19 protein-coding genes are annotated in these 20,409 nt (G+C 66.4%); 12 read left to right on the top strand and 7 right to left on the bottom strand.

The annotated features are described in order from the left end of the window. Positions 1 to 27 precede the first annotated feature (27 nt). Complete coding sequence (locus AC59JP_RS08000) at positions 28 to 678, bottom strand: SDR family oxidoreductase (protein ID WP_497325209.1); 651 nt, start codon at positions 676 to 678, stop codon at positions 28 to 30. Positions 679 to 799: 121 nt separating this feature from the next. On the opposite strand from AC59JP_RS08000, the gene AC59JP_RS07995 reads away from it, so the two are divergent. The 3 genes from AC59JP_RS07995 (at position 800) to AC59JP_RS07985 (ending at position 3,131) form a co-directional block, all read left to right on the top strand. Then, a complete protein-coding gene (locus AC59JP_RS07995) occupies positions 800 to 1,387 on the top strand; it encodes a TetR/AcrR family transcriptional regulator (protein ID WP_497325208.1) in 588 nt (195 codons plus the stop codon). Between the two features lie 139 nt (positions 1,388 to 1,526). Continuing rightward, the gene (locus tag AC59JP_RS07990; RefSeq protein WP_497325726.1) at positions 1,527 to 2,384 is read left to right on the top strand and encodes an SDR family oxidoreductase; all 858 of its coding nucleotides are present in this window, start codon (positions 1,527 to 1,529) and stop codon (positions 2,382 to 2,384) included. A 90-nt stretch (positions 2,385 to 2,474) separates the two neighbouring features. After that, on the top strand, positions 2,475 to 3,131 hold the full coding sequence (locus AC59JP_RS07985; RefSeq protein ID WP_497325725.1) for a response regulator: 657 nt from the start codon (positions 2,475 to 2,477) through the stop codon (positions 3,129 to 3,131). Here AC59JP_RS07985 and AC59JP_RS07980 read toward each other — a convergent pair whose 3' ends face one another. Further along, on the bottom strand, positions 3,132 to 3,503 hold the full coding sequence (locus tag AC59JP_RS07980; protein ID WP_497325207.1) for a response regulator: 372 nt from the start codon (positions 3,501 to 3,503) through the stop codon (positions 3,132 to 3,134). 177 nt (positions 3,504 to 3,680) lie between these two features. Between AC59JP_RS07980 and AC59JP_RS07975 the strand changes: the two genes are divergently transcribed. From AC59JP_RS07975 to AC59JP_RS07965, 3 genes are all read left to right on the top strand, one after another. Next, positions 3,681 to 5,414, top strand: a complete 1,734-nt coding sequence (locus AC59JP_RS07975) for an ATP-binding protein (RefSeq protein ID WP_497325206.1) — start codon at positions 3,681 to 3,683, stop codon at positions 5,412 to 5,414. Between the two features lie 86 nt (positions 5,415 to 5,500). Beyond that, positions 5,501 to 6,322, top strand: coding sequence for an alpha/beta fold hydrolase (locus tag AC59JP_RS07970; protein ID WP_497325205.1), 822 nt, complete (start codon positions 5,501 to 5,503; stop codon positions 6,320 to 6,322). Next, positions 6,319 to 6,687: a VOC family protein gene (locus AC59JP_RS07965; protein WP_497325204.1), complete on the top strand. Its 369-nt coding sequence runs from the start codon at positions 6,319 to 6,321 to the stop codon at positions 6,685 to 6,687. Before AC59JP_RS07970 ends, AC59JP_RS07965 begins: the two co-directional genes overlap by 4 nt. On the opposite strand, the gene AC59JP_RS07960 is transcribed toward AC59JP_RS07965, so the two are convergent. Further along, complete coding sequence (locus AC59JP_RS07960) at positions 6,672 to 8,177, bottom strand: phytoene desaturase family protein (protein ID WP_497325203.1); 1,506 nt, start codon at positions 8,175 to 8,177, stop codon at positions 6,672 to 6,674. The two genes, AC59JP_RS07965 and AC59JP_RS07960, sit on opposite strands and share 16 nt — an antisense overlap. A gap of 55 nt (positions 8,178 to 8,232) precedes the next feature. Then, on the bottom strand, positions 8,233 to 10,467 hold the full coding sequence (locus AC59JP_RS07955) for an NADP-dependent isocitrate dehydrogenase (protein ID WP_497325202.1): 2,235 nt from the start codon (positions 10,465 to 10,467) through the stop codon (positions 8,233 to 8,235). A gap of 183 nt (positions 10,468 to 10,650) precedes the next feature. Here AC59JP_RS07955 and AC59JP_RS07950 point away from each other — a divergent pair, with 183 nt between their 5' ends. The 3 genes from AC59JP_RS07950 (at position 10,651) to AC59JP_RS07940 (ending at position 13,923) form a co-directional block, all read left to right on the top strand. After that, positions 10,651 to 11,352, top strand: coding sequence for a response regulator transcription factor (locus tag AC59JP_RS07950; protein ID WP_497325201.1), 702 nt, complete (start codon positions 10,651 to 10,653; stop codon positions 11,350 to 11,352). Then, positions 11,349 to 12,392: a HAMP domain-containing sensor histidine kinase gene (locus tag AC59JP_RS07945; RefSeq protein WP_497325200.1), complete on the top strand. Its 1,044-nt coding sequence runs from the start codon at positions 11,349 to 11,351 to the stop codon at positions 12,390 to 12,392. The genes AC59JP_RS07950 and AC59JP_RS07945 overlap by 4 nt, the downstream gene beginning before the upstream one ends. Before the next feature lie 88 nt (positions 12,393 to 12,480). Beyond that, positions 12,481 to 13,923 carry a DUF4153 domain-containing protein gene (locus tag AC59JP_RS07940; RefSeq protein WP_497325199.1) on the top strand — a complete coding sequence of 481 codons (1,443 nt, stop codon included), beginning with the start codon at positions 12,481 to 12,483 and terminating at the stop codon, positions 13,921 to 13,923. Here AC59JP_RS07940 and AC59JP_RS07935 read toward each other — a convergent pair. Further along, the gene (locus AC59JP_RS07935) at positions 13,920 to 14,201 is read right to left on the bottom strand and encodes a protealysin inhibitor emfourin (protein ID WP_497325198.1); all 282 of its coding nucleotides are present in this window, start codon (positions 14,199 to 14,201) and stop codon (positions 13,920 to 13,922) included. The two genes, AC59JP_RS07940 and AC59JP_RS07935, sit on opposite strands and share 4 nt — an antisense overlap. A 5-nt stretch (positions 14,202 to 14,206) precedes the next feature. Further along, positions 14,207 to 15,334, bottom strand: coding sequence for a M4 family metallopeptidase (locus tag AC59JP_RS07930; RefSeq protein ID WP_497325197.1), 1,128 nt, complete (start codon positions 15,332 to 15,334; stop codon positions 14,207 to 14,209). Between the two features lie 97 nt (positions 15,335 to 15,431). Here AC59JP_RS07930 and AC59JP_RS07925 point away from each other — a divergent pair, with 97 nt between their 5' ends. The 3 genes from AC59JP_RS07925 to AC59JP_RS07915 are packed head-to-tail and all read left to right on the top strand — an operon-like array spanning position 15,432 to position 18,630. Further along, positions 15,432 to 17,210, top strand: coding sequence for an N-acyl-D-amino-acid deacylase family protein (locus tag AC59JP_RS07925; protein WP_497325196.1), 1,779 nt, complete (start codon positions 15,432 to 15,434; stop codon positions 17,208 to 17,210). Continuing rightward, complete coding sequence (locus tag AC59JP_RS07920; RefSeq protein WP_497325195.1) at positions 17,207 to 17,812, top strand: TetR/AcrR family transcriptional regulator; 606 nt, start codon at positions 17,207 to 17,209, stop codon at positions 17,810 to 17,812. Before AC59JP_RS07925 ends, AC59JP_RS07920 begins: the two co-directional genes overlap by 4 nt. Then, positions 17,809 to 18,630: an alpha/beta fold hydrolase gene (locus tag AC59JP_RS07915; RefSeq protein WP_497325193.1), complete on the top strand. Its 822-nt coding sequence runs from the start codon at positions 17,809 to 17,811 to the stop codon at positions 18,628 to 18,630. The genes AC59JP_RS07920 and AC59JP_RS07915 overlap by 4 nt, the downstream gene beginning before the upstream one ends. On the opposite strand, the gene AC59JP_RS07910 is transcribed toward AC59JP_RS07915, so the two are convergent. Then, positions 18,627 to 20,339 (bottom strand): cutinase family protein, encoded by a 1,713-nt coding sequence (locus AC59JP_RS07910; protein WP_497325192.1) that lies wholly within the window; start codon positions 20,337 to 20,339, stop codon positions 18,627 to 18,629. The genes AC59JP_RS07915 and AC59JP_RS07910 overlap by 4 nt on opposite strands. Positions 20,340 to 20,409 lie beyond the last annotated feature (70 nt).

The following is a 20,409-nucleotide window of genomic DNA, read 5'->3' as shown; positions in this document are numbered from 1 at the left end:
TCTCCAGCGGTCCGCCGAGAGCGGCCTTCACGCCCGCGGTGAGGTCGTCGCCGATGACTTCGAACCCACCGGCCGCGACGGTCTCGTAGACCTGCGCCACCAAATCCTCCGGTCGAAGTTTGGGACCGTCGGCGTCGGCAGCCATGGGGTGTCCACGTATCCCATGTGGACTCCGACGACGTGGACGCCGCGCGGAGCGAGCTCGAGGCGCAGCGAGTTCGTCGCCGACCACAGAGCCGCCTTGGATGCGCTGTATGCGCCGCCGAAGGCGTACCAACTCGCGATCGAGTGGACGTCGATCAGTACTGCGGAGTCGGCCGCGCCGAGTGCCGGAGCGAAGGCGCGCGCGAGGAGGACGGGGCCGAAGAAGTTGGTTTCGAAGTTCGCTCGAAGATCGTCCTCGGACAGGTCGAGGAGGCCGGCCACGGGCGGTGTGGCTCCGGCATTGTTGATCAGCACGGTGACGTCGGGTGCGGCTGCCACGGCGTCGGCGATGGACCGGCCGTCCGTGACGTCGAGGCGCAGGGGGACGATCCGATCGTCGTTCCAGTCCCGTGGTGACCGCGCGGCCGCGTAGACCTTGCGTGCGCCCGCGTCCAGAGCCTGTCGGACGAACTGGTGACCCAGGCCGCCGTTGGCGCCGGTGACGAGAACGACGGAGTTCGCAAGTGAAGGCATGAGGTGTCCTTTGGCCGAATCAGGTAAACGAATCTGTTTACTCGACCGACCGTAGCGCAGTCGGCGCGTTGTGTAAACAGATCGGTGTAAGCTGACTACCGACACGAAGTGGGTGACGACGATGACGGACGCGGCGGTGCGTACGCGTGGTGACGGTGGGCGTGAGATCCGGGAGCGGATTCTCACTGCCGCGACGACGCTGTTCTACGACAACGGAATCAACGTCACCGGAGTCGATCTGGTTGCTGCACAGGCCCATGTGTCGAAAAGAACTCTCTACAAATACTTTCCGAGCAAGACCGTTCTGGTGCAGAAATACCTCGAGCGGATCCGTGACGGCGTCGCCGCTCCTTCGGACACGCGTCGCGTCGGGCCGCGTGATCGACTGTTGGCGTTGTTCACCGTCCCGCACCGAGGCGACGGCCGTATGCGCGGATGCCCGTTCCACAACGCTGCCGTCGAAGTCGCCGGAAGTATGCCTGCCGCAGCACAATTGGTGCATCACCAGAAGGCGGAATTTCTGGCCGCGATGACCGACATGTGCCGCGAACTGCGAGCGAGCGATCCCGTGATGCTGGGTCGCCAACTCGCTCTGCTGTACGAGGGGGCTGCGGCGCTGTCGACGTCGATCGACGACGTCGAACCGTGGGCGTGCGCACGGGCGACTGCCGAGACCCTGATGGATCGGGCTCTTACGCATTCGGGCTGACGTTTCGGCCGACCCCGCAGCGGCTATCCGGCCGACACGACGGAAGAGGTCCAGAGTCCGGCCCACGTCGACCCTGCACGCCCGCGATATCGAGGACTCTCCTGTGACCGATCAATACACATTCCAAGACCCGAGCACGATGTACGCCGACTTCCAGCCGAAGGAGGTGTCACAGCCCGGGGCAGGTCTCGATTCCAAGATGGACAACCTCGCCGACCTCGGAGCGGACACGTACCGCGGCAGCGGACGCCTCGAAGGTCGCAAGGCGTTGATCACCGGTGGCGACTCCGGAATCGGCGCCGCCACCGCCATCGCGTATGCGCGCGAAGGCGCGGACGTCGCGATCTCGTACCTGCCGGAAGAGGAATCCGACGCCGACGCCATCGCGAAACTGATCACGGACGCCGGCCGCAAGGCGGTCAAGATTCCGGGCGACATCACCGATGCCGAGCATTGCCGAACCCTCGTCGAGACGACGGTGCGCGAACTCGGTGGCCTCGACGCCTTGGTCATCAACGCCGGTAAGCAGCAGTACGTGAACCGGATCGAGGATCTGACCGACGAGGAGTTCGACCTCACGGTCAAGACGAACGTCTACGCGATGTTCTGGACGGTCAAAGCTGCTGTGCCCCATATGCCTCCGGGCTCGACGATCATCGGATCGTCGTCCATCCAGGCGTACCAGCCGTCACCGCACCTGATTCATTACGCCATGACGAAGGCGTCGATCAACACCTTCTTCAAGGGCCTCGCCCAGCAGGTCGCCGACCGCGGCATTCGCGTCAACGTCGTTGCGCCGGGCCCCGTCTGGACGCCGCTGCAGACCGCGGGAGGCCAGCCCACCGACGCGTTGCCGACGGTCGGCGAGGGGACTCCTCTCGGTCGGTGGGGGCAACCCGCGGAACTGGCACCGGCGTACGTCTACCTCGCGTCCGCCGAGTCCAGCTTCGTGATCGGTGAGACGCTGCACGTCAACGGCGGTAGCCCGACTCCCTGACGTCGTACCAGTCGTTTCGGGTGCATCCGTTGTCTAGAGTGGGTGCACCCGAACGCGCCACCTGCCTTCGGACGAGGGAGGGACATGGCGTTGTCGGGTCTTCGGGTCGTGATCGCCGACGACGACGTGCTCCTGCGAGCGGGTCTGTCGAGCCTGCTCACCGGCGCTGGACTGAAGGTCGTGGGTCAGGCGGGAAACGCCGACGAACTGATGGCGTTGGTTCGTGCGCAGGGGCCGCAGCTCGCGATCGTGGACATCAGGATGCCGCCGACGCACACGGCCGAGGGGCTCGACGCTGCAGTCGAGATTCGACGACAGTTTCCTGACACCGCCATCGTTCTTCTGTCGTCACACGTCGAGGTTGATCATGCCCTCGAATTGCTCGCCGGCGGTTACAGTTTGGGATACCTGCTGAAGACGCGGGTCACGGACATAGAGGATTTCGTCGACAGTCTCGACCGTGTGGCACATGGCGCGTCGGTCATCGACCCCGCTCTGGTGCAGGAACTCGTGACGGCACGTCGGCGTGACGACCCCATGGCCGTACTGAGCGTGCGTGAGCGAGAGGTGCTCACGCTGATGGCCGAGGGGCTGTCCAATTCCGGCATCGGCCGCCGTCTGTGGATCACCGAGGGGACCGTCGAGAAGCACGTTCGAAGTATTCTCAACAAGCTGAACCTCGCCGAGACGGCCGACGATCATCGCCGCGTCCGGGCTGTGATGGTGTATCTCGATGCGACGACGTGATCAGCGGGTCACCGTGCGCGCGATGAGTTCCACCGATATCGCGAATTTGGGCACGAATCCCACCGCGGCGCTCGCCTCGACCATGTCGGCGAAGTCGTCCTCGTCGTGCGTGGACACCAGGACGACGGCCGGTCGAGGATCGAGATCGAGACCGGCCAAGGCTTCGACGACCTCGAATCCACTCTCCCCACCCAGGTCGATGTCGACGAGAATCACATCGGGCTTCCCGACGGTTGCCGCCGCGAGGGCGTCGTCCGACGTCGATGCAGTTCCCACCACCTCGATTCCCGCCGCGTGGAACATCGAGCGCGCAGCCGTGCAGAACGCAAGGCTGTCGTCGACGATCACGACGCGGGAGATTGGCGGGTTCACCTCACCCAGAGTGTCAGATGCACCCGGCTCGAGCATTACCGCTAACCGGAACATCGTGTGACTGCCGACCGACCGCGCGAGGTCAGGCGGCGTCGGACCGGGTGGGATCGGTACATCTCAATGCTTCTTCGCACGTCGTCGCCACCCGCCGTTTGGGGTGTGGTGGCATTGTGCGGCGTGCTTGCCGCCGAAGTGGTCGTCGTGGTTGCGTTGCGCCGCCTCTCACCGGAGAACCCGTTCGGCGCTGTGTTCCTGCTGGGAGTGCTGATCGTCTCGGCGGGGTGGGGTATTGCGACGGCCCTGACGATGTCCGTGGCCAGCGGCGCCGCGTACGCCTTCCTTCACGCGAGCGAAAATGCGAACAGCCTCTTTCCGGCCATCGCGGTATTCGCGGTGTTGGCGCTTGCGAGTAACCTGCTTGCCGGTCAGGCGCGGCTTCGGGCCATCGAGTCCTACCAACGCCGCTGCGAAGCAGACCTTCTCGCCGAGCTCGCGCGGACGTTGCTGCGCAGGCCCAGCATGTCCGAAATTGGTCGCACGGTGAGTCGACGTCTGTCCGATGTGCTCGATCTTCCACCCCCGTACGCCTCGTTGGAATCGGGCACGGCCTCGGACAAGCCGGGATACGTCCGAATCGTGTTGCGCGACGCTGAGATCGACATTGCGACCTTGTTCCTGCCCGACTCGCTGTCGACGGCGGAGTCGCGACGAGTGGATCGCGTGGTGCCTGCTCTCGAGGCGCTCCTGGCCGCAGCGCGCGACCGAGAGGCGTTGCACCGCAGCACCATCGACCTCGCGCGTCAGCAGGCCGCGTTGAGGCGGGTGGCAACACTGGTGGCGCTCAGGGGCGACCCGGCCGACATTTTCCCGGCCGCCGTGCAGGAACTCTCGCAATCGCTCGCGGTGCAGCACGTCTCGTTGGTCCGATTCGATTCCGACGGATTCTGTACCGTTCTCGCAGGGTGCGACGACGACAAGCAGCGCGATCACCTCAAGGTGGGTGAACGCCTGAAACTCGGCGGACACAACATATGCACCGACGTACTGAGGACCGGCGCGTCGGCCCGGGTCGACTACACGACAGCCACCGGACCGATCGCCGGCCGTTTACGTCTCCGAGGTCTGCGGCAGGGTGTCGGGGTTCCGGTCAAGGTGGATAGGAAGACCTGGGGGGCGGTGGTGGTCGGTGCGGTCGACCAGACGCCGATACCCGATATCGCCGCTCGGGTCACCGATTTCGCCGACCTGGTGGGCACTGCGGTCTTCAACAGCGAAACGCGAGAACAACTCACCCAGTCCCGGGCGCGTGTCATCGCCGCCGCCGATCACGCGCGGCGCACGATCGAGCGGGACCTTCACGACGGTGCGCAGCAACGGATCGTCTCGCTGAGTATGGAGTTACGGGCAGCGCAGGCAGCGGTGCCTGCCGACCAGCCCGTCCTGTGGTCGCAGCTCGATCGCACGGTCGACGATCTCGCGCAGTTGCATGTCGATCTGCAGCAACTCTCGCGTGGTATTCATCCGGCCATTCTGTCTCGTGGCGGTTTGGGTCCCGCACTCAAGACGTTGGCCAGACGGTCGCCGGTACCGGTAGCGCTCACGGTCGACGCCGATGCCAGGCTGCCCGAGCGCATCGAGGTGGCGGCGTATTACGTTGTGGCAGAGGCGCTGACGAACAGCGCCAAATACGCGGAGGCTACGCACATCGTCGTCACGGTGCGCGCTCTCGACGCTCTGCTCGATTTGACCGTGACGGACGACGGCGTCGGCGGGGCCACGTCGGACGCTGGAACGGGACTGTTGGGACTGCGCGACCGGATCGAATCGGTCGGCGGAACGTTGACGGTGGCGAGCCCACTCGGACGAGGTACGTCCGTCACCGCACAGGTGCCGTTACCGGCTAGCCGGTAACGGCATTGGGCGGCAGCAGCGACGACAACGATTCACCGCCGGAGGAAGGTTGAGGCATCGACCACCGACCTCCCCAGGAGAATCCCATGCCGTACATCACCACTACCGACGGAACCGAGATCTACTACACCGAACAGGGAACGGGACAGCCCGTTCTGCTGAGTCACGGGTGGCCCCTCTCGTCCGATGCATGGCAGGTCGAAATGAAGCTCCTCGCCGACGCCGGTTACCGCGCGATCGCGCACGACCGCCGCGGACACGGTCGATCGTCAAAGACCTACACGGGCAACGACATGGACACCTACGCACGAGACCTCGCCGAACTGGTGGAGGCGTTGGACCTACACGATCTTGTGGTGGTCGGTCACTCCACCGGCGGTGGTGAGGTGGTCCGTTACGCCGCTCAGCATGGGCAGGATCGGGTGGTCAAGGTGATCACGGCCGGCGCGGTTCCGCCGGTGATGCTGAAGTCGGGCACCAATCCCGAGGGCACTCCCATCGAGGCACTGAACGACATTCGCGACGGTGTGCTGAACGACCGGTCGCAGTTCTACCAGGACCTGTCCACACCGTTCTTCGGGGCGAACCGTGACGGTGCGCAGGTTTCGCAGGGAGCCAAGGACGACTTCTGGCGTCAGGGGATGCTCGTGAACCTCGCCGCGGCCTACGACTGTGTGAAGGCGTTCTCGGAGACCGACTTCACCGAGGATCTGAAAGCGCTGACGGTCCCGGTTTTCATCGCTCAGGGCGACGACGATCAGATCGTGCCCATCGCTGCCGCGGCGCAGAAATCCATCGAGCTCGTGAAGGACGGCACGCTGAAGGTGTATCCCGGTGCGCCGCACGGAATCTACGGCGCGTACCAGAAGGAACTGGATCAGGACATCCTCGACTTCATCGCGAAGTGAGCGCACCGCTCGCTCTGGGGCCGGTCGGCAACGTCTTCTACTTCGTCGACGACCTCGAGGCCGCTGTCGACTGGTACTCCGCGCGGCTGGGTCGTGCACCGATCCAGCGCGGCGGTGCGCTGGTGGCCTTCGACGTCGATGGTGTGCGCCTCACGGTGCATCGAAACGACGAACTGAACTCCTCCGGGCCGGCCGGCGTGTCCGCCTACTGGACGGTCGACGACGTCGACGCGATCGCAGCGGATTGGATCGCTCACGGTGCCATGGCTCACCGCGGGCCGAAAACGGTGTTCACGGGTGAGCGTCTGTGTCAGCTGCTCGACCCGTTCGGCAATCTGTTCTCGATTCGTCAGGCTCCCGCGTGAGCGATCATGTCGGCCACGATCTTCGCCGACATGATCACCAGTGGCAGACCGCCGCCCGGGTGGGACGACCCGCCGACCAGGAACAGTCCCGGAACGGGTGACCGGTTGGACGGTCGCAGGAACGCCGCCGTGGCGGAGTTCGACGACGTGCCGTAGATCGAGCCGCCGGGCGTCATCGTCCTCCGCTCGAGATCGGCGGGGGAGATGATGCGCCGGTGCCGGATGCGGGCTCGCACGTCGACGCCTCGTTCGGCCATCTGTTCCACGATGGAGTCCGCGTACCGCTCGCTCAGACCCGCTGCATCCCAGTCGGTTCCGTTGTCCGGATCGTGCGGCGGTGCATTGACGAGTACGAACCACGCGCCGGTGTCGGGCTCGGGAACGATGGCCGGGTCGTTCGGCGCGCTGATGTAGATCGTCGGGCGCTCGACCGGCCGGGCGCGCCCGCGGCGACCGAATACTGCATCGAACTCGGCGTCGTAATCGTCGGTGAACATCACGTGGTGGTGCGCCTGGTCTGCCGGCGGATCGTCCACGGCCAGAAGCAGAACGAATCCCGACAGCGATCGCGTGGTGCGCCGCAACGCGCGCCGCGCCGAGGACACCCCGCGGTGCCGAGCGTCGAGTAACGGCCCGTACACCTGGTGAGCGTCGGCGTTGGCCACGACGGCGTCCGCCTCGATCGTCGTCCCGTCGGCCAGTCTGACGCCGCCGACTCCCTCTGCGCTGCAGAGTATTTCGTCGACGCGAGTTCCGAGCCGCACGTCGACGCCCAGTGCCGTGCAGCGTTCGGCGAGCGCCTGCGCCAGCCGATACAGCCCGCCGTCGATGTACCAGGAGCCGAACGCCTGCTCCGCATACGGAACGGTGACCAGTGCGGCCGGTGCTTTCCTGGGGTCGGAACCGGTGTAGGTGGCGTAGCGATCGAGCAACATGCGCAGGCGAGGATCGTCGAGATACTTCCTGCCGACGCCGCGTAGCGACTGCCACGGGGCCACGGTAGTGACGTCGCTGGGCTTGCGCGCCAACCGAAGCATCGTCCGCGCGGTGATCGGGGAACGCAGGAACGGGGTCTCGGTGAGATCCCAGATTCGCCTGGCGCGGGTCAGGAACCGCGTCCACTGCGCACCGCGGCCGTCCCCCAGAGCGGCATCGAGGGCAGCGGGAATGTCGCCGAGCTCTCCCGGTAGATCCAGCGTGACGCCGTCCGGAAAGGTGTACCGACACGCGATCGGCAAGCGGGTCAACGATACTCCCGCGTCGTCCGCGGACATGCCCGTGGCGTCGAACAGATCCCGAAGCTCGTCCGGAAGCGTCACCAGCGATGGGCCGGTGTCGAAGGCAAAACCGTCGACCGTTTCGATTCCCAGCTTGCCGCCCACACGGTCTGCCTGCTCGACGAGGGTGACGGACAGGCCGCGTGCGGCCAAGCGTGCTGCTGCAGCGAGTCCGCCCACACCGGCGCCGATCACCACGACTCGTCGGGTCATGACACCAGTGTGCCCGGCGACGGACACAGTCCGACGCCGGGCACACGGAACCGATCTACGCGCGAACCGACTCGAGCGTTTCGTTGAACGTCTTGCTCGGCCGCATGACGGCTGCGGCAGCCTCCGGGTCGGGGAAGTAGTACCCGCCGATGTCGACCGACTCGCCCTGCACGGCAGCGAGTTCGGAGATGATGGCCTCTTCGTTCTTCGCCAGTGCCTCCGCCAGAGGGGCGAAATGCTTCGCCAGTTCCGGATCGTCGGTCTGGTTGGCCAGCTCCTCGGCCCAGTAGAGCGCGAGGTAGAAGTGGCTTCCGCGGTTGTCCAGCTCGCCGGTCTTGCGCGACGGGCCCTTGCTGTTCTCGAGCAGCTTGCCGGTGGCCGCGTCGAGGGCCTTGCCCAGGACGGTTGCCTTGCCGCCGGTCTTCTTGCCGAGATCCTCGAGGCTCACCGCGAGAGCCAGGTATTCGCCGAGCGAATCCCACCGCAGGTGGTTCTCTTCGAGCAGCTGGTTGACGTGCTTGGGTGCGGACCCACCGGCGCCCGTCTCGTACAGCCCGCCACCGGCCATCAGGGGGACGATGGAGAGCATCTTCGCGCTCGTGCCGAGTTCGAGAATCGGGAAGAGGTCGGTGAGGTAGTCGCGGAGGATGTTGCCCGTCGCCGAGATGGTGTCGAGCCCGCGCACGACCCGCTCGAGGGTGTACCGCATGGCGCGAACCTGGGACATGATCTGGATGTCCAGGCCTTCGGTGTCGTGATCCTGCAGGTACTTCCGGACCTTCTTGATGAGCTCGTTCTCGTGCGGGCGGTACGGGTCCAGCCAGAACAGCACCGGCATTCCCGAATCGCGTGCGCGCGTCACGGCCAGCTTGACCCAGTCCTGGATGGGTGCGTCCTTGACGATGCACAGGCGCCAGATGTCGCCCTTCTCCACGTTCTGGGTGAGGAGCACCTCGCCGGTGGCGTTGTCGACGATGTCGGCGACGGCGTCCTCTTCCATCTCGAACGTCTTGTCGTGCGAGCCGTACTCCTCGGCCTTCTGCGCCATGAGGCCGACGTTGGGAACGGTGCCCATGGTGGTGGGGTCGAACTGCCCGTTGGTCTTGCAGAAGTTCACCATCTCCTGGTAGATCCGCGAGAAGGTGGACTCGGGGTTGACGGCCTTGGTGTCCTTCGGCCGACCGTCGGCGCCCCACATCTTGCCGCCCGCGCGAATCATGGCCGGCATGGACGCGTCGACGATGACGTCGGACGGGGAGTGGAAGTTCGAGATGCCGCGAGCGGAGTCGACCATCGCGAGCTCCGGGCGGTGCTCGTGGCACTTGTGCAGGTCTTCGACGATCTCGTCGTGCTTGGACGCCGGGAGGGATTCGATCTTGCTGTAGAGGTCGGAGAGTCCGTTGTTGACGTTGACTCCGAGCTCCTCGAACAGCTCGCCGTGCTTGGCGAACGCCTCCTTGTAGAAGGTGCGCACCGCGTGTCCGAAGACGATGGGGTGCGAGACGCGCATCATGGTCGCCTTGACGTGAAGAGAGAACATGACGCCGGTGTCGTAGGCGTCCTGCATCTGCTCCTCGTAGAACTTGTCGAGGGCCTTCGCGCTCATGAACATCGAGTCGATGACGTCACCGTCGGTGAGCGAGACCTTCGGCTTGAGCACCTTCGTCTCGCCGCTCTTGGTCTTGAGTTCCATGCGAACTTCACGGTCACCGTCGACGGTCATCGACTTCTCGCCGTGGTAGAAATCGCCTTCGCGCATGTGCGCGACGTGGGTGCGCGATGCGGGCGACCACTCGGTCATGCTGTGCGGATGCTTGCGCGCGTATTCCTTGACGGCCTTCGGTGCGCGGCGGTCCGAGTTGCCCTCGCGTAGAACAGGATTGACGGCGCTACCGAGGCACTTGGTGTAGCGGTCGCGAATTTCGCGCTCCTCGTCGGTCTTCGGGTTGCCGGGGAAATCCGGAATGGCGTATCCCTTGTCCTGAAGTTCCTTGATCGCGGCGAGCAGCTGCGGTACGGACGCGCTGATGTTCGGAAGCTTGATGATGTTGGTGTCGGGATCCTGCGTCAGGCGGCCCAGTTCGGCGAGGTTGTCCTCGACACGCTGGTCCTCGTTCAGGTAGTCGGGAAACTCGGCGAGGATGCGGGCGGCAACCGAGATGTCGGTGGATTCGACGCTGATGTCGGCCGCGTCGGCGAACGCGCGGATGACCGGCAGGAATGCATGGGTTGCAAGCATCGGTGCTTCGTCGGTCAAGGTGTAGATGATGGTCGGCTGCTTCGCGTTCATGTTTCGCTTTCGCCTCGTTTTCTCTCGTGCTCGTGGCTTCGTCTGTGCGTGTCCAATCCAACGTCTATCACGTCGGACCGGGCTGTGTACGTGGCTGCGTCCGCGGTGGCGGGCGCAGTTTTCTCCTCGATACCTTCACATTGTCCCCCCGATCTCCCCACATTCGCGCAATACAGTCTTCTCATGACTGATCGCCGAATACTCGTGGTCGACGACGAGGTCACCATCGCCGAGTCCATCGCCTCCCGGTTGCGCGCGGAAGGGTTCGTCGTCGACATCGCCGGTGACGGCCCGACTGCCGTGACGATGTTCGAGGAGTTGCACCCCGACCTCGTGGTTCTCGACGTCATGCTCCCCGGCTTCGACGGACTCGAAGTGTGCAGGCGGATTCAGGCGCAGCGTCCCGTGGCGGTTCTGATGGTCACCGCGCGCGGCGAGGAGAACGATCAGCTCGTCGGTCTCGGAGTGGGCGCGGACGACTACATTGCCAAGCCGTTCGGTATGCGCACACTGGTGGCGCGAGTTCACGCGCTTCTTCGACGCGTCGAGCGTGCACCGGCGGCGGCGGTCGACACCCTTCGCCTCGGTGACGTGGTGGTCGACCGGAGCGAACGACGCGTCCACCGCGGCGGCGCCGAAGTGCATCTCACGCGGACCGAATTCGACCTGTTGCTGTTCCTCGCCGCCCGGCCCGGAGCCGCGCTCGCGAGGGATCAGCTGCTCGAGGCGGTATGGGGGTGGCCGGTCCGCTCCGGATCCGACGCCGGCGCCAGTCGAACCGTCGACTCGCACGTCAAGGCTCTGCGACGCAAACTCGGCAGCGACCTGGTCCGTACCGTCCACGGGATCGGGTACGCCTTCCGCAGTCCGGACAGTGTCCGATGACCGCCCTCTACGACCGGTTGCCGCGTCCGCTCGACTCGTTGACCTCGTTCAAGATGAAGACCGGCCTGGTGGTGGTGACGGCCCTCTTCTTCGCGTCGGTGACCTTCTGGTTCACCGCGCGGTGGCCGTTTCGATACGCGCTGGCGGCGGCGTTGATCGTGTCGCTGATCGCCACCCAGGTGGTGGCCCACGGCATGACCTCGCCGCTCCGGGAGATGACCGCGGCGGCGAGAGCGATGATGCGCGGCGACTACTCACGCCGCGTCCGCGCCACGTCGCGAGACGAGATCGGCGAACTCGCCGCGGCCTTCAACCAGATGAGCAGTGACCTGGAAGAAGCCGACCGATACCGACGGGAACTGATCGGCAACGTCTCGCACGAACTCCGCACACCCATCACCGCCCTGCGCGGCGTTCTCGAGAACGTCGTCGACGGAGTGCAGGAACCGACCGAAGCGACGCTGCGCAGCGCCCTTGCGCAGACCGAACGCCTCGGATCCCTCGTCACCGAGCTGCTCGACCTCTCACGGCTCGAAGGTGGCGCACTTGCGTTGTCGAAGAGCACGTTTCGGGTGCAGGACGTGTTGGCTGAGGACATCGACAACGCGCGGCTGGCCCACCCGTCGGCCACGATTCTGCTCGAGGTGAGCCCGCCGGACCTGACCGCCGTGGCCGACACCGCCCGCGTGCACCAGGTGGTGGTCAATCTCCTCGACAACGCCATCCGCCACAGCCCGCCCGGTCAAACGGTGTCCGTGACGGCGTGGACCGACCGCGCGACCGGTGGACTCATCGTGGAGGTCGCCGACCGCGGCCCGGGGATCGCCCGGGCCGACCGGGCTCGCGTCTTCGAACGCTTCACACGCGGTGGATCCACCGACGGCGGAACAGGATTGGGCCTCGCGATCGCCCGGTGGGCCGTCGACCTGCACGGCGGGAGTATCGAGGTGGTCAACGCAGACTCGATCGGGCCCGGGTGCCGGATACGGGTGACGCTGCCTCCCGCTGTTCCTTCTCCCGCTGCTCCTTCTCCCGACTGAGGGGACCCCTCACCGCACTGGATCGACCGAATGTGCCCCCGAGTCGGCTCGGGGGTGTACCAGCCATGCTCGAAAACAGGAGATCTCCATGACCGTCACTGTCGACAAGTACCCCCTGCTGTGGCCCGCGCCCGACGACGAGACCGACGGCGCGTCGGTTCGGGTGATCGCTGCCGCGGTGGCGGCCGGCGCAGTCGCCATGCTCGTTCTCGATCCGGGCGTGCCCTCCATCGGCTTCGTGCTGACCGCCGTGGCCGTGGTCGCCGCCGTTGCCGCGTCCGGACGTCGGGCAGTCGATCCACTCGGGGCAGTCTGGGCCGCAACGGCTCTCGTACTGCTCGGTGTCGCCGGCGTCCGCGATTCGGGGTGGTTGACGGCCACTGCCGCAGTTGTTGCTGCCGCTGCGGCGGGCGCCGCGCTGGTGCCCGGCCGAACGTGGACCGCGCTGGTCCTGGCACCGGTGATGCCGATCGTAGGCGCCGTGCGCACGGCGTTCTGGGTCGATCGCGGTCGACCGAAAGCCGATGAGCGACGGCAGTATCCGGTGCGCAGGATCCTCGTCGTGGGCGGTTTGACGCTCGTGCTCGTGCTGGTGTTCGGCGTTCTGTTCGCCAGTGCGGACGACAAGTTCGCCGATGTGATCGAAGCGGCTGTTCCGACGTGGCGGGTCGACGTGGGAGTGGCCCGGACGGTGATGCTCGTGACGGTCACCGCTCTGGTGCTCACGGCGCGCTACGTCCTCGATCATCGACCGCAGCTCGACCGCGTCGCACCACCCCGGCCGCGCGCTCGACCTCGCTGGGACTGGGCGATTCCGGTACTCGCGGTCGACGCCGTGTTCGCAGTCTTCGTCGGAGTTCAGCTCGACACCTTCTTCGGTGGGGACGACCACGTGGTGGCGGAGCCGGGTCTGACCTACGCGACCTACGCACGATCCGGGTTCTGGCAGCTGCTGATCGTGACTGCCCTGGTTCTCGGCGTGGTGGCGATCGTGATCCGCCGCATCGATATGACATCGCCGCGGGATCGAAGGCTGGCTCGGGTGGCGCTGGGCGGATTGTGCCTGCTGACCCTGGTCGTGGTGGCGTCGGCCGTACATCGAATGGCGCTGTACGAGAACGAGTTCGGATACACCCGTCTGCGGCTGGCAGTGATGGCCGTCGAGCTGTGGCTCGGAGTGGTGTTCGTGATCCTGATCCTGGCGGGCGTGCGGATGTCCGCACGGTGGTTGCCGCGCACCGTTCTGATGAGCGGGGCAGTCGCGGTGCTGGTGGTTGCGGCAATCGATCCCGATGCGTACATCGCCGAACGCAGCGTGGATCGCTACGAGGCGACCGGTCGGATCGACACGGCGTACCTGTCGACCCTGTCGGCCGACGCGGTTCCGGCCCTCGACGGTTTGGGCCGCTCCGTCCGGGGGTGCGCGCTCCGCGGAATCGACATCCGCGACGACGCGTGGTGGGAATTCAACGCCGCGCGTCATACGGCGCGAACGATTCTCGACGACCGGCCCGCCGGACCGTGCCGCTAGCGCCGGCCTTCCCGCAGGGTCCGCTCGGCGAGTTCGCGGAGCGGACCGGTGAGATGGGAGTCGGACATCTCGCAGCTGCGGTCACCGACGCCGATCTGCCAGACGAAACCGTCGGGCACACGGTCCGCAGGGGAATCGGCCAACCGGTCGAGGATGGGTAGCGACTCCTGGACGAGTGATTGCCATTCCGGAGCGCGCTCGCCGAGCTGGTCCAGGTTGACGGAACCGCGGCGGGTCATGCCGGCGACACCGCCGCTGCGCACCACCACGATGTCCATCTCGATCAGGTCTTTCTGGTTGCCGCGTCTCCGCGGGAAGGCCGGAGGCCGGTCGCGCTGTCAGCCGGATCGACACCCACGGTAGACCATGCTCCGGAGATGGCGCGGTGAACATCGGACTCGGTTCCGAACAGAGTGGAGGCCGTGGTCAGGGTGGCGTCGGCGAACCCGGCAAAGTCCACCGTCGGCGAGAGGGTGCCGGAGGTGAGGGTGTCGAACCAGACTCGTCCGGCCCGCTCCCACGACGATCCGCCGAGGGCCTGCGCCGCGACCGCGAAGGCGCGGTTCGGGATGCCGGAGTTGATGTGGACGCCGCCGTTGTCCTCGGTGGTCTCGACGTATCCGGCCATGTCGGCCGGCTGCGGATCCTTGCCGAGAACGTCGTCGTCGTAGGCCGTGCCGGGCTCGAGCATCGACCGCAGCGCACGGCCCTGGACGGCCGGAAGGAACAGGCCTTCACCGACGAGCCACGACGCGTCGGCGGCGGTCTGCTTCTTCGCGTACTGCTCGACCATGGCGCCGAAGACGTCGGAGACGGACTCGTTGAGCGCGCCGGACTGCCCGACGTATTCCAGGCGCGAGGTGAATTGCGTGAATCCGTGGGTCAATTCGTGTGCGATGACGCCGACGGACACGGTGAACCGGGTGAAGACCTCGCCGTCACCGTCGCCGAACACCATGCGCTCGCCGTCCCAGAACGCGTTGTCGTAGTCCTGCCCGTAGTGGACGGTGGCGTCCAGCGGGAGTCCCTTGTTGTCGAGGCTGGACCAGTCGTACACATCGCGGAAGAAGGTGTACGTGTCACCCAGTCCGACGTAGCTCTCGTCGGTCGCTGCATCGCCCGTGTCGGGATCGCCCTCGCTGCGCACCGCCACGCCGGGAAGTTCCTGCTTGCCCTGTGCGTCGGCGATGGTGCGCGTGAGCCCGCCCGGGCCGGCCGCGACGGCGGTGCGACGCGGGGACGGGGACACTCGCCGGTCACGCATCTCCGAGTCGATGGCGAGCGTGCGGCGGGCACCGTCGGCGGCCGTGTTCAGCCGCGCGCTGGGCCGGCTCGATTGTTCGGCAATGCGCTCGAGGAGGAAGGGAGGGACCACGCCCTGGCAGGCGGCACGACGCTCGGTGTCGGTCATGCGATCAACGGTAGACGCGGCCACCGACAGTCGCAGCCGACTATTGCGAGCGATCACTCTCTAAGTTACGGTGACTTCATCGAGTGATGGAGGTCACATGAGCGAATACGACGTGGTTGTCACCGGCGGAACCGTCTACGACGGGAGCGGTGGTCCCGGTGTTCGCGCCGACGTCGGGATCGTCGACGGCGTCGTGCGGGCGGTGTCGGCCACCGGACTGGAGATCGGTGCGTCGACCGAGGTCGTCGACGCGTCCGGGAAATGGGTGATGCCCGGCTTCGTCGACGTCCACACCCACTACGACGCAGAGGTGCTCGTCGGCCCCGGTCTGGAGGAGTCCGTGCGGCACGGCGTCACAACCGTGCTGCTCGGCAATTGCTCGCTCTCGACGCTCTACTCCACTCCGGTCGACATCGCCGATCTGTTCAGCCGCGTCGAAGCACTCCCGCGCGATCACGTGTTGAAGGCCGTCGACACCCACAAGACGTGGGCGACCCCCGAGGAGTACATCGAGGCGCTCGAACGACTTCCGTTGGGCCCCAACATCGCTGCTCTGGTCGGGCACTCGGATCTGCGAGCGCGAGTCATGGGACTCGACCGCTCCACCGATCGGACGCAGAAGCCCACGCGCCAGGAGTGGGCGGCGATGACGGACGCGCTCGAGAAGGCCCTCGACGCCGGGATGCTGGGCATGTCGACGATGACGAACCCGTGGGACAAGCTCGACGGCGACCGATACCGGTCGCGGTCGTTGCCGTCGTCCTACGCCCGGTGGAGCGAGTTCCGTGGGCTGCACAAGATTCTGCGCCGCCGCGGCCGCCTGCTGCAGAGCATCCCGAACCTGAACACCAAGTACGACATGATCTTCTTCCTCGCCTCGGCCACCGGGCTGGGCCGCACGCCGCTCAAGACGTCGCTGCTCGCCGCGGCCGACGCCAAGGCATCGCCCTGGATTCACCGCATCTTCGGGCCTCTCGCCCGCGTGGTCAACGGTCCGGGCAAGGGTCAGTTCCGCTGGCAACATCTGCCGACGACGTTCGACGTCTATTCCGACGGAATCGACCTCGTGGTCTTCGAGGAGTTCGGCTCCGGACGGGCGGCGCTGCACCTGCGAGAAGAGTTGGGGCGCAACGAGTTGCTGGCCGACGAAGCCTATCGGCGCTGGTTCCGGGCGGACTTCGAGAAGAAGTTCTCCTCCCGCGTGTGGCACCGCGACTTCGCCGACGCACAGATCACCGAGTGCCCCGACGCGTCGGTGATCGGCAAGAACATCGCCGAGGTGGCGGCCGAGCGAGGGGTGCACGTGGTGGACGCGTTCCTCGATCTGGTGGTCGAGCACGGCCGTGCGTTGCGGTGGCACACGACCATCGCCAACCATCGCAAGAAGCAGATGGACAAGCTGATCAGTCAGCCCGGCGTGACCGTCGGATTCTCCGACGCGGGTGCGCATCTGCGCAACATGGCGTTCTACAACTTCGGAATCCGGCTGCTGCACAGAGTGAACGAGGCGCGCGGAGACCGTCGACCCTTCATGTCCGTGGAGAAGGCCGTGCACAAGTTGAGCGCGGAACTCGCCGACTTCTACGGTGTGGACGCTGGCCACCTGCGGGTGGGCGACCGTGCCGACATCGTGGTGGTGGACCCGGCCGGCCTCGACGCCGACGTCACCGCCTACCGCGAGGAGACCATGCCGGAATTCGGTGGACTGAGCCGAATGGTCAACCGCAACGACCGCGCCGTCACCGCCACCCTGATCGCGGGTCGAGTCGTGTTCTCGGGCGGCACTTTCGCGCCGTGGTTCGGTGTATCCGAGCGAGCGGGCAGCTTCCTGCGCGCCGGAGTGCGGACCGCGCCCCGCGCGAAGGACCGTGTGTGAGCCCCACTCAACAGGAGCGGCGCACCGAAACCATCGGGAAACTTCTCGACGCCACCATCTCCGCGCTGTACGAGAAGGGCTACGCCGCAACGACGGTGAACGAAATCGTCACCCTCGCCGGCGTCTCGTCGGGAGCGCTGTTCCGGCACTTCGACACTCGGCTCGATCTCGTCGTCGCCGCGGCCGACGAGGTTCGGCGACGGCAATTTGTCGAGTTCCGCCGCGGCCTGGCCGCGTTCGGCAGCGCATCCGTCGAGCACTGCCTCACTTTGCTGAGAGCGGCGTGCCGTGCCCCGATCAACGGTGCCTGGTACGAACTGCTCACCGCAGCCCGCTCCGACGCCGAGCTTCGAGACCGACTGCGACCGTTCACGATCCGCTACCACGGTGAGATCGTGCAGCTCGCCCGAACGCTGCCGATCGCGGGAATGGTCGCCGCCGACCACCTGGAAACGGTGATCTTCACCGTGGTCCACCTTCTCGACGGGGAGGCATTGGCAGCGGTGGTGCACCCGCAGCCGGAGCAGGAGGACATGCGGCTCGAGATGATCGCCCACCTGTTGCGCGGGGGAACTGTGCAGTCCCTGACGGAAACCGGATGACAGCCTGGACGGTTCGTGTACCGGGCGCGCACCTCGCCGTCTTCGAGTACGGCAACCCGCGTGCCCCGTCGACAGTCCTTCTCGTGCACGGGTATCCCGACGATCACCACATGTTCGACCCGATGATCGCCGAGCTGGGCGACTCGGTACGGGTGATCGCGTACGACACCAGGGGCAGCGGTCAGAGCGTTCCCGACGACGGGCGTGACAACTCGATCGAGCGGCTCGCCGAGGACGCCTATGCGGTGGTGGCCTCGATACCCGAGCGCACCGGACCGGTCCACGTCGTCGCGCACGACTGGGGGTCGCTGCAGATGTGGGAGGCCATGTCGTCGCCGCGGGCGGTGACGACCTTCGCGTCGTACACCTCGGTGTCCGGCCCGAGTCTGGACCACCTTCGGCAGCTCTCGCGTGCCCGCATGGCCCGTCCCAATCGGTGGGCATCGGTTGCGGCGCAGCTGTGCAGGTCCTGGTACGTGTTCGCCTTTCACGTCCCCGGACTCGGTCGACGGGCACCGACGCTGCTCGCGGCACTCGGCTCCGAGGGCAAGCCGACACCGACGCGTTCGGATCAGCAGCGAGGCATCGCGCTCTACCGGCGCAATCTGTTCAGGCGCCTCGCGACCGGACCGGCGCCGGCGTGCGACGTGCCGACGACGGTTGTCGCGCCCACCCGTGACCGCTTTCTGTCTCCGAATCTCGCGGAGGGCCTCGAGAACTGGATACCGACGCTCCGAGTGATCGAGGTCGATGCGGGCCACTGGTGGCCCTTCACCCATCCGAAAGATGCTGCTGCGGTGGTGATGTCCTCGCTCTAGGAGGCCGGCACGCCGGTGGGTGCGGGGCAGGTTTCCGTCGGAGTGACCTCGGCGGCAGCGGTCTGGCACACTGCCGTGGTGGAGGTCGGTGCGGCAGTCTCCTCCGTGGACAGGGGAGTCGTGGTCGCCGGATCCGTCAGCGGTGCAACATCGTTCGACGAAGTGGCCTCGGACGATGTGGCTGTCGGCTCGGTCGTCGACGGCAACTGTGTTGACGAGGTCGATGTGGCCGCAGTGGACGTGCCTGTGGTGGACGTGGCCGCGCTCGTCGTGTTCTCGTCGGCCGTCGTCTCGTCCGACACCACGGCCGCAACTGCGGCGACGGCAGCAACCGGATCGGCCTGCACCGTGCGGAGGGCGGCTTGCTTGACCTCCGGGCTGGTGATCGGCTTCTTGGCCTGTGCGTCCTTCGCGAGCTGGGTGAGCCACGCTGCGGCGTACTGCGCCGACGTCAGGGGCTTGCCGTTCACGGGGTCCGAGTCGCGCCAGTAGTCGAAGTGGTGTCCGACACCGGGGCCGAGGGTGAGGCCGTAGGGGTCGTTCATCAGGATCGGGATCGTGTTCTGGTTGTCGGTGATGAGACCGACGACCTCCTTGAACAACTTCGACGGCAGGTAGGCGAGGTTGGCGGCCTGGTCGCTGTCGATCGGCGTCGTCGACTCGGACTTCGCCACCGGCGTCGCGGCCTGGCTCGGGTCGTAACCCGGCTCGGACACCTTGATGAGAACGTCGAGGAAGGTCTCGTCGCCGGCGAGCCAGTTCGGCTGCTGCGCAATGTCGTTGAGCGCGAAGAACGCGACCCGGCCGATGACGGTGGCGACGTCCGCTGCGGTGGCCGGTGTCAGTCCTTCACGTTCGAAGGCGTCGACGTTCACCTGTCGACCCACGTTGGCCAGCAGGTGGATGATGCTGGTGCTCTCGGGGAGCGAGCAGGTCAGGTCTCCGCCGGAGCAGAACGAGGCGACCTTGCCGTCGAGCGCGCCGAAGCTGCCGGACGTGCCGGGGAGCGCGCCGGCGCCCGTCGCGGTGACATCGTTCTTCTGGTAGTTCGTGTCGAAGTTGTCGGGACGGTTGTACGGGTTCTGGGCGCCGGGGAACGGGCCCTCGCCGACCTGCCGGCCTGCGTCGGCCAGGATCACCACGCCGACCACGTTGGCCGGATCGACGATGGCGTATTTGCCGTTCGTCGGGGTCTGGTTGCCGACGTCCATGGCGGTGCGGCGCGCGACGTCCGCTCCTTCGCTGTAGCCCACGATGGCGAAGCGGGTGTTGGGGCATGACGCCGAGATCGCCGACATGACGGACTTCGCGTTGGACACCCCGGCGTCGACGGCGTTGTCGTACGACGACATGTTCGCGGGGTACTGGAGGTAGATCGCGGCGTACGAGTCGGGGCTCACTGCGTTGTCGGCCGGGCGCATCACCTCGTCGACCCAGTCGGACTCGAAGTCGTCGGACAGCGCGGCGGGCAGCGGGTTGCCGTTGGCGTCGGTGAGCAGCTTGACTCCGGCGCCGGGAGCGCCGTTACGGCCGCCGATGCCGATGCTGACCATGTCGTAGCACGTGGATGTCGAGACGAGTTCGACGCCGGGAAGCGTCGAACTCGTCTCGACACCGGACAAAGCGACCGCACCGGCGGCGACGATGCCGAGCGAAGCCAGAGCGGCGATACCGGCGACGACTCGCCGAGACGGATGTGACAAAGACATGTGAACTACCTCGAAACCGTGCTGCGCCGTCGGTTAAATCTCGCCGCGTGGCGAGTTACCCGCATGTCGG

It is taken from the genome of Rhodococcus sp. 320_ES (genome assembly GCF_059691855.1).
Note: the sequence above shows the minus strand (reverse complement) of the source record. Positions and strands in the feature narration are given on the sequence as shown.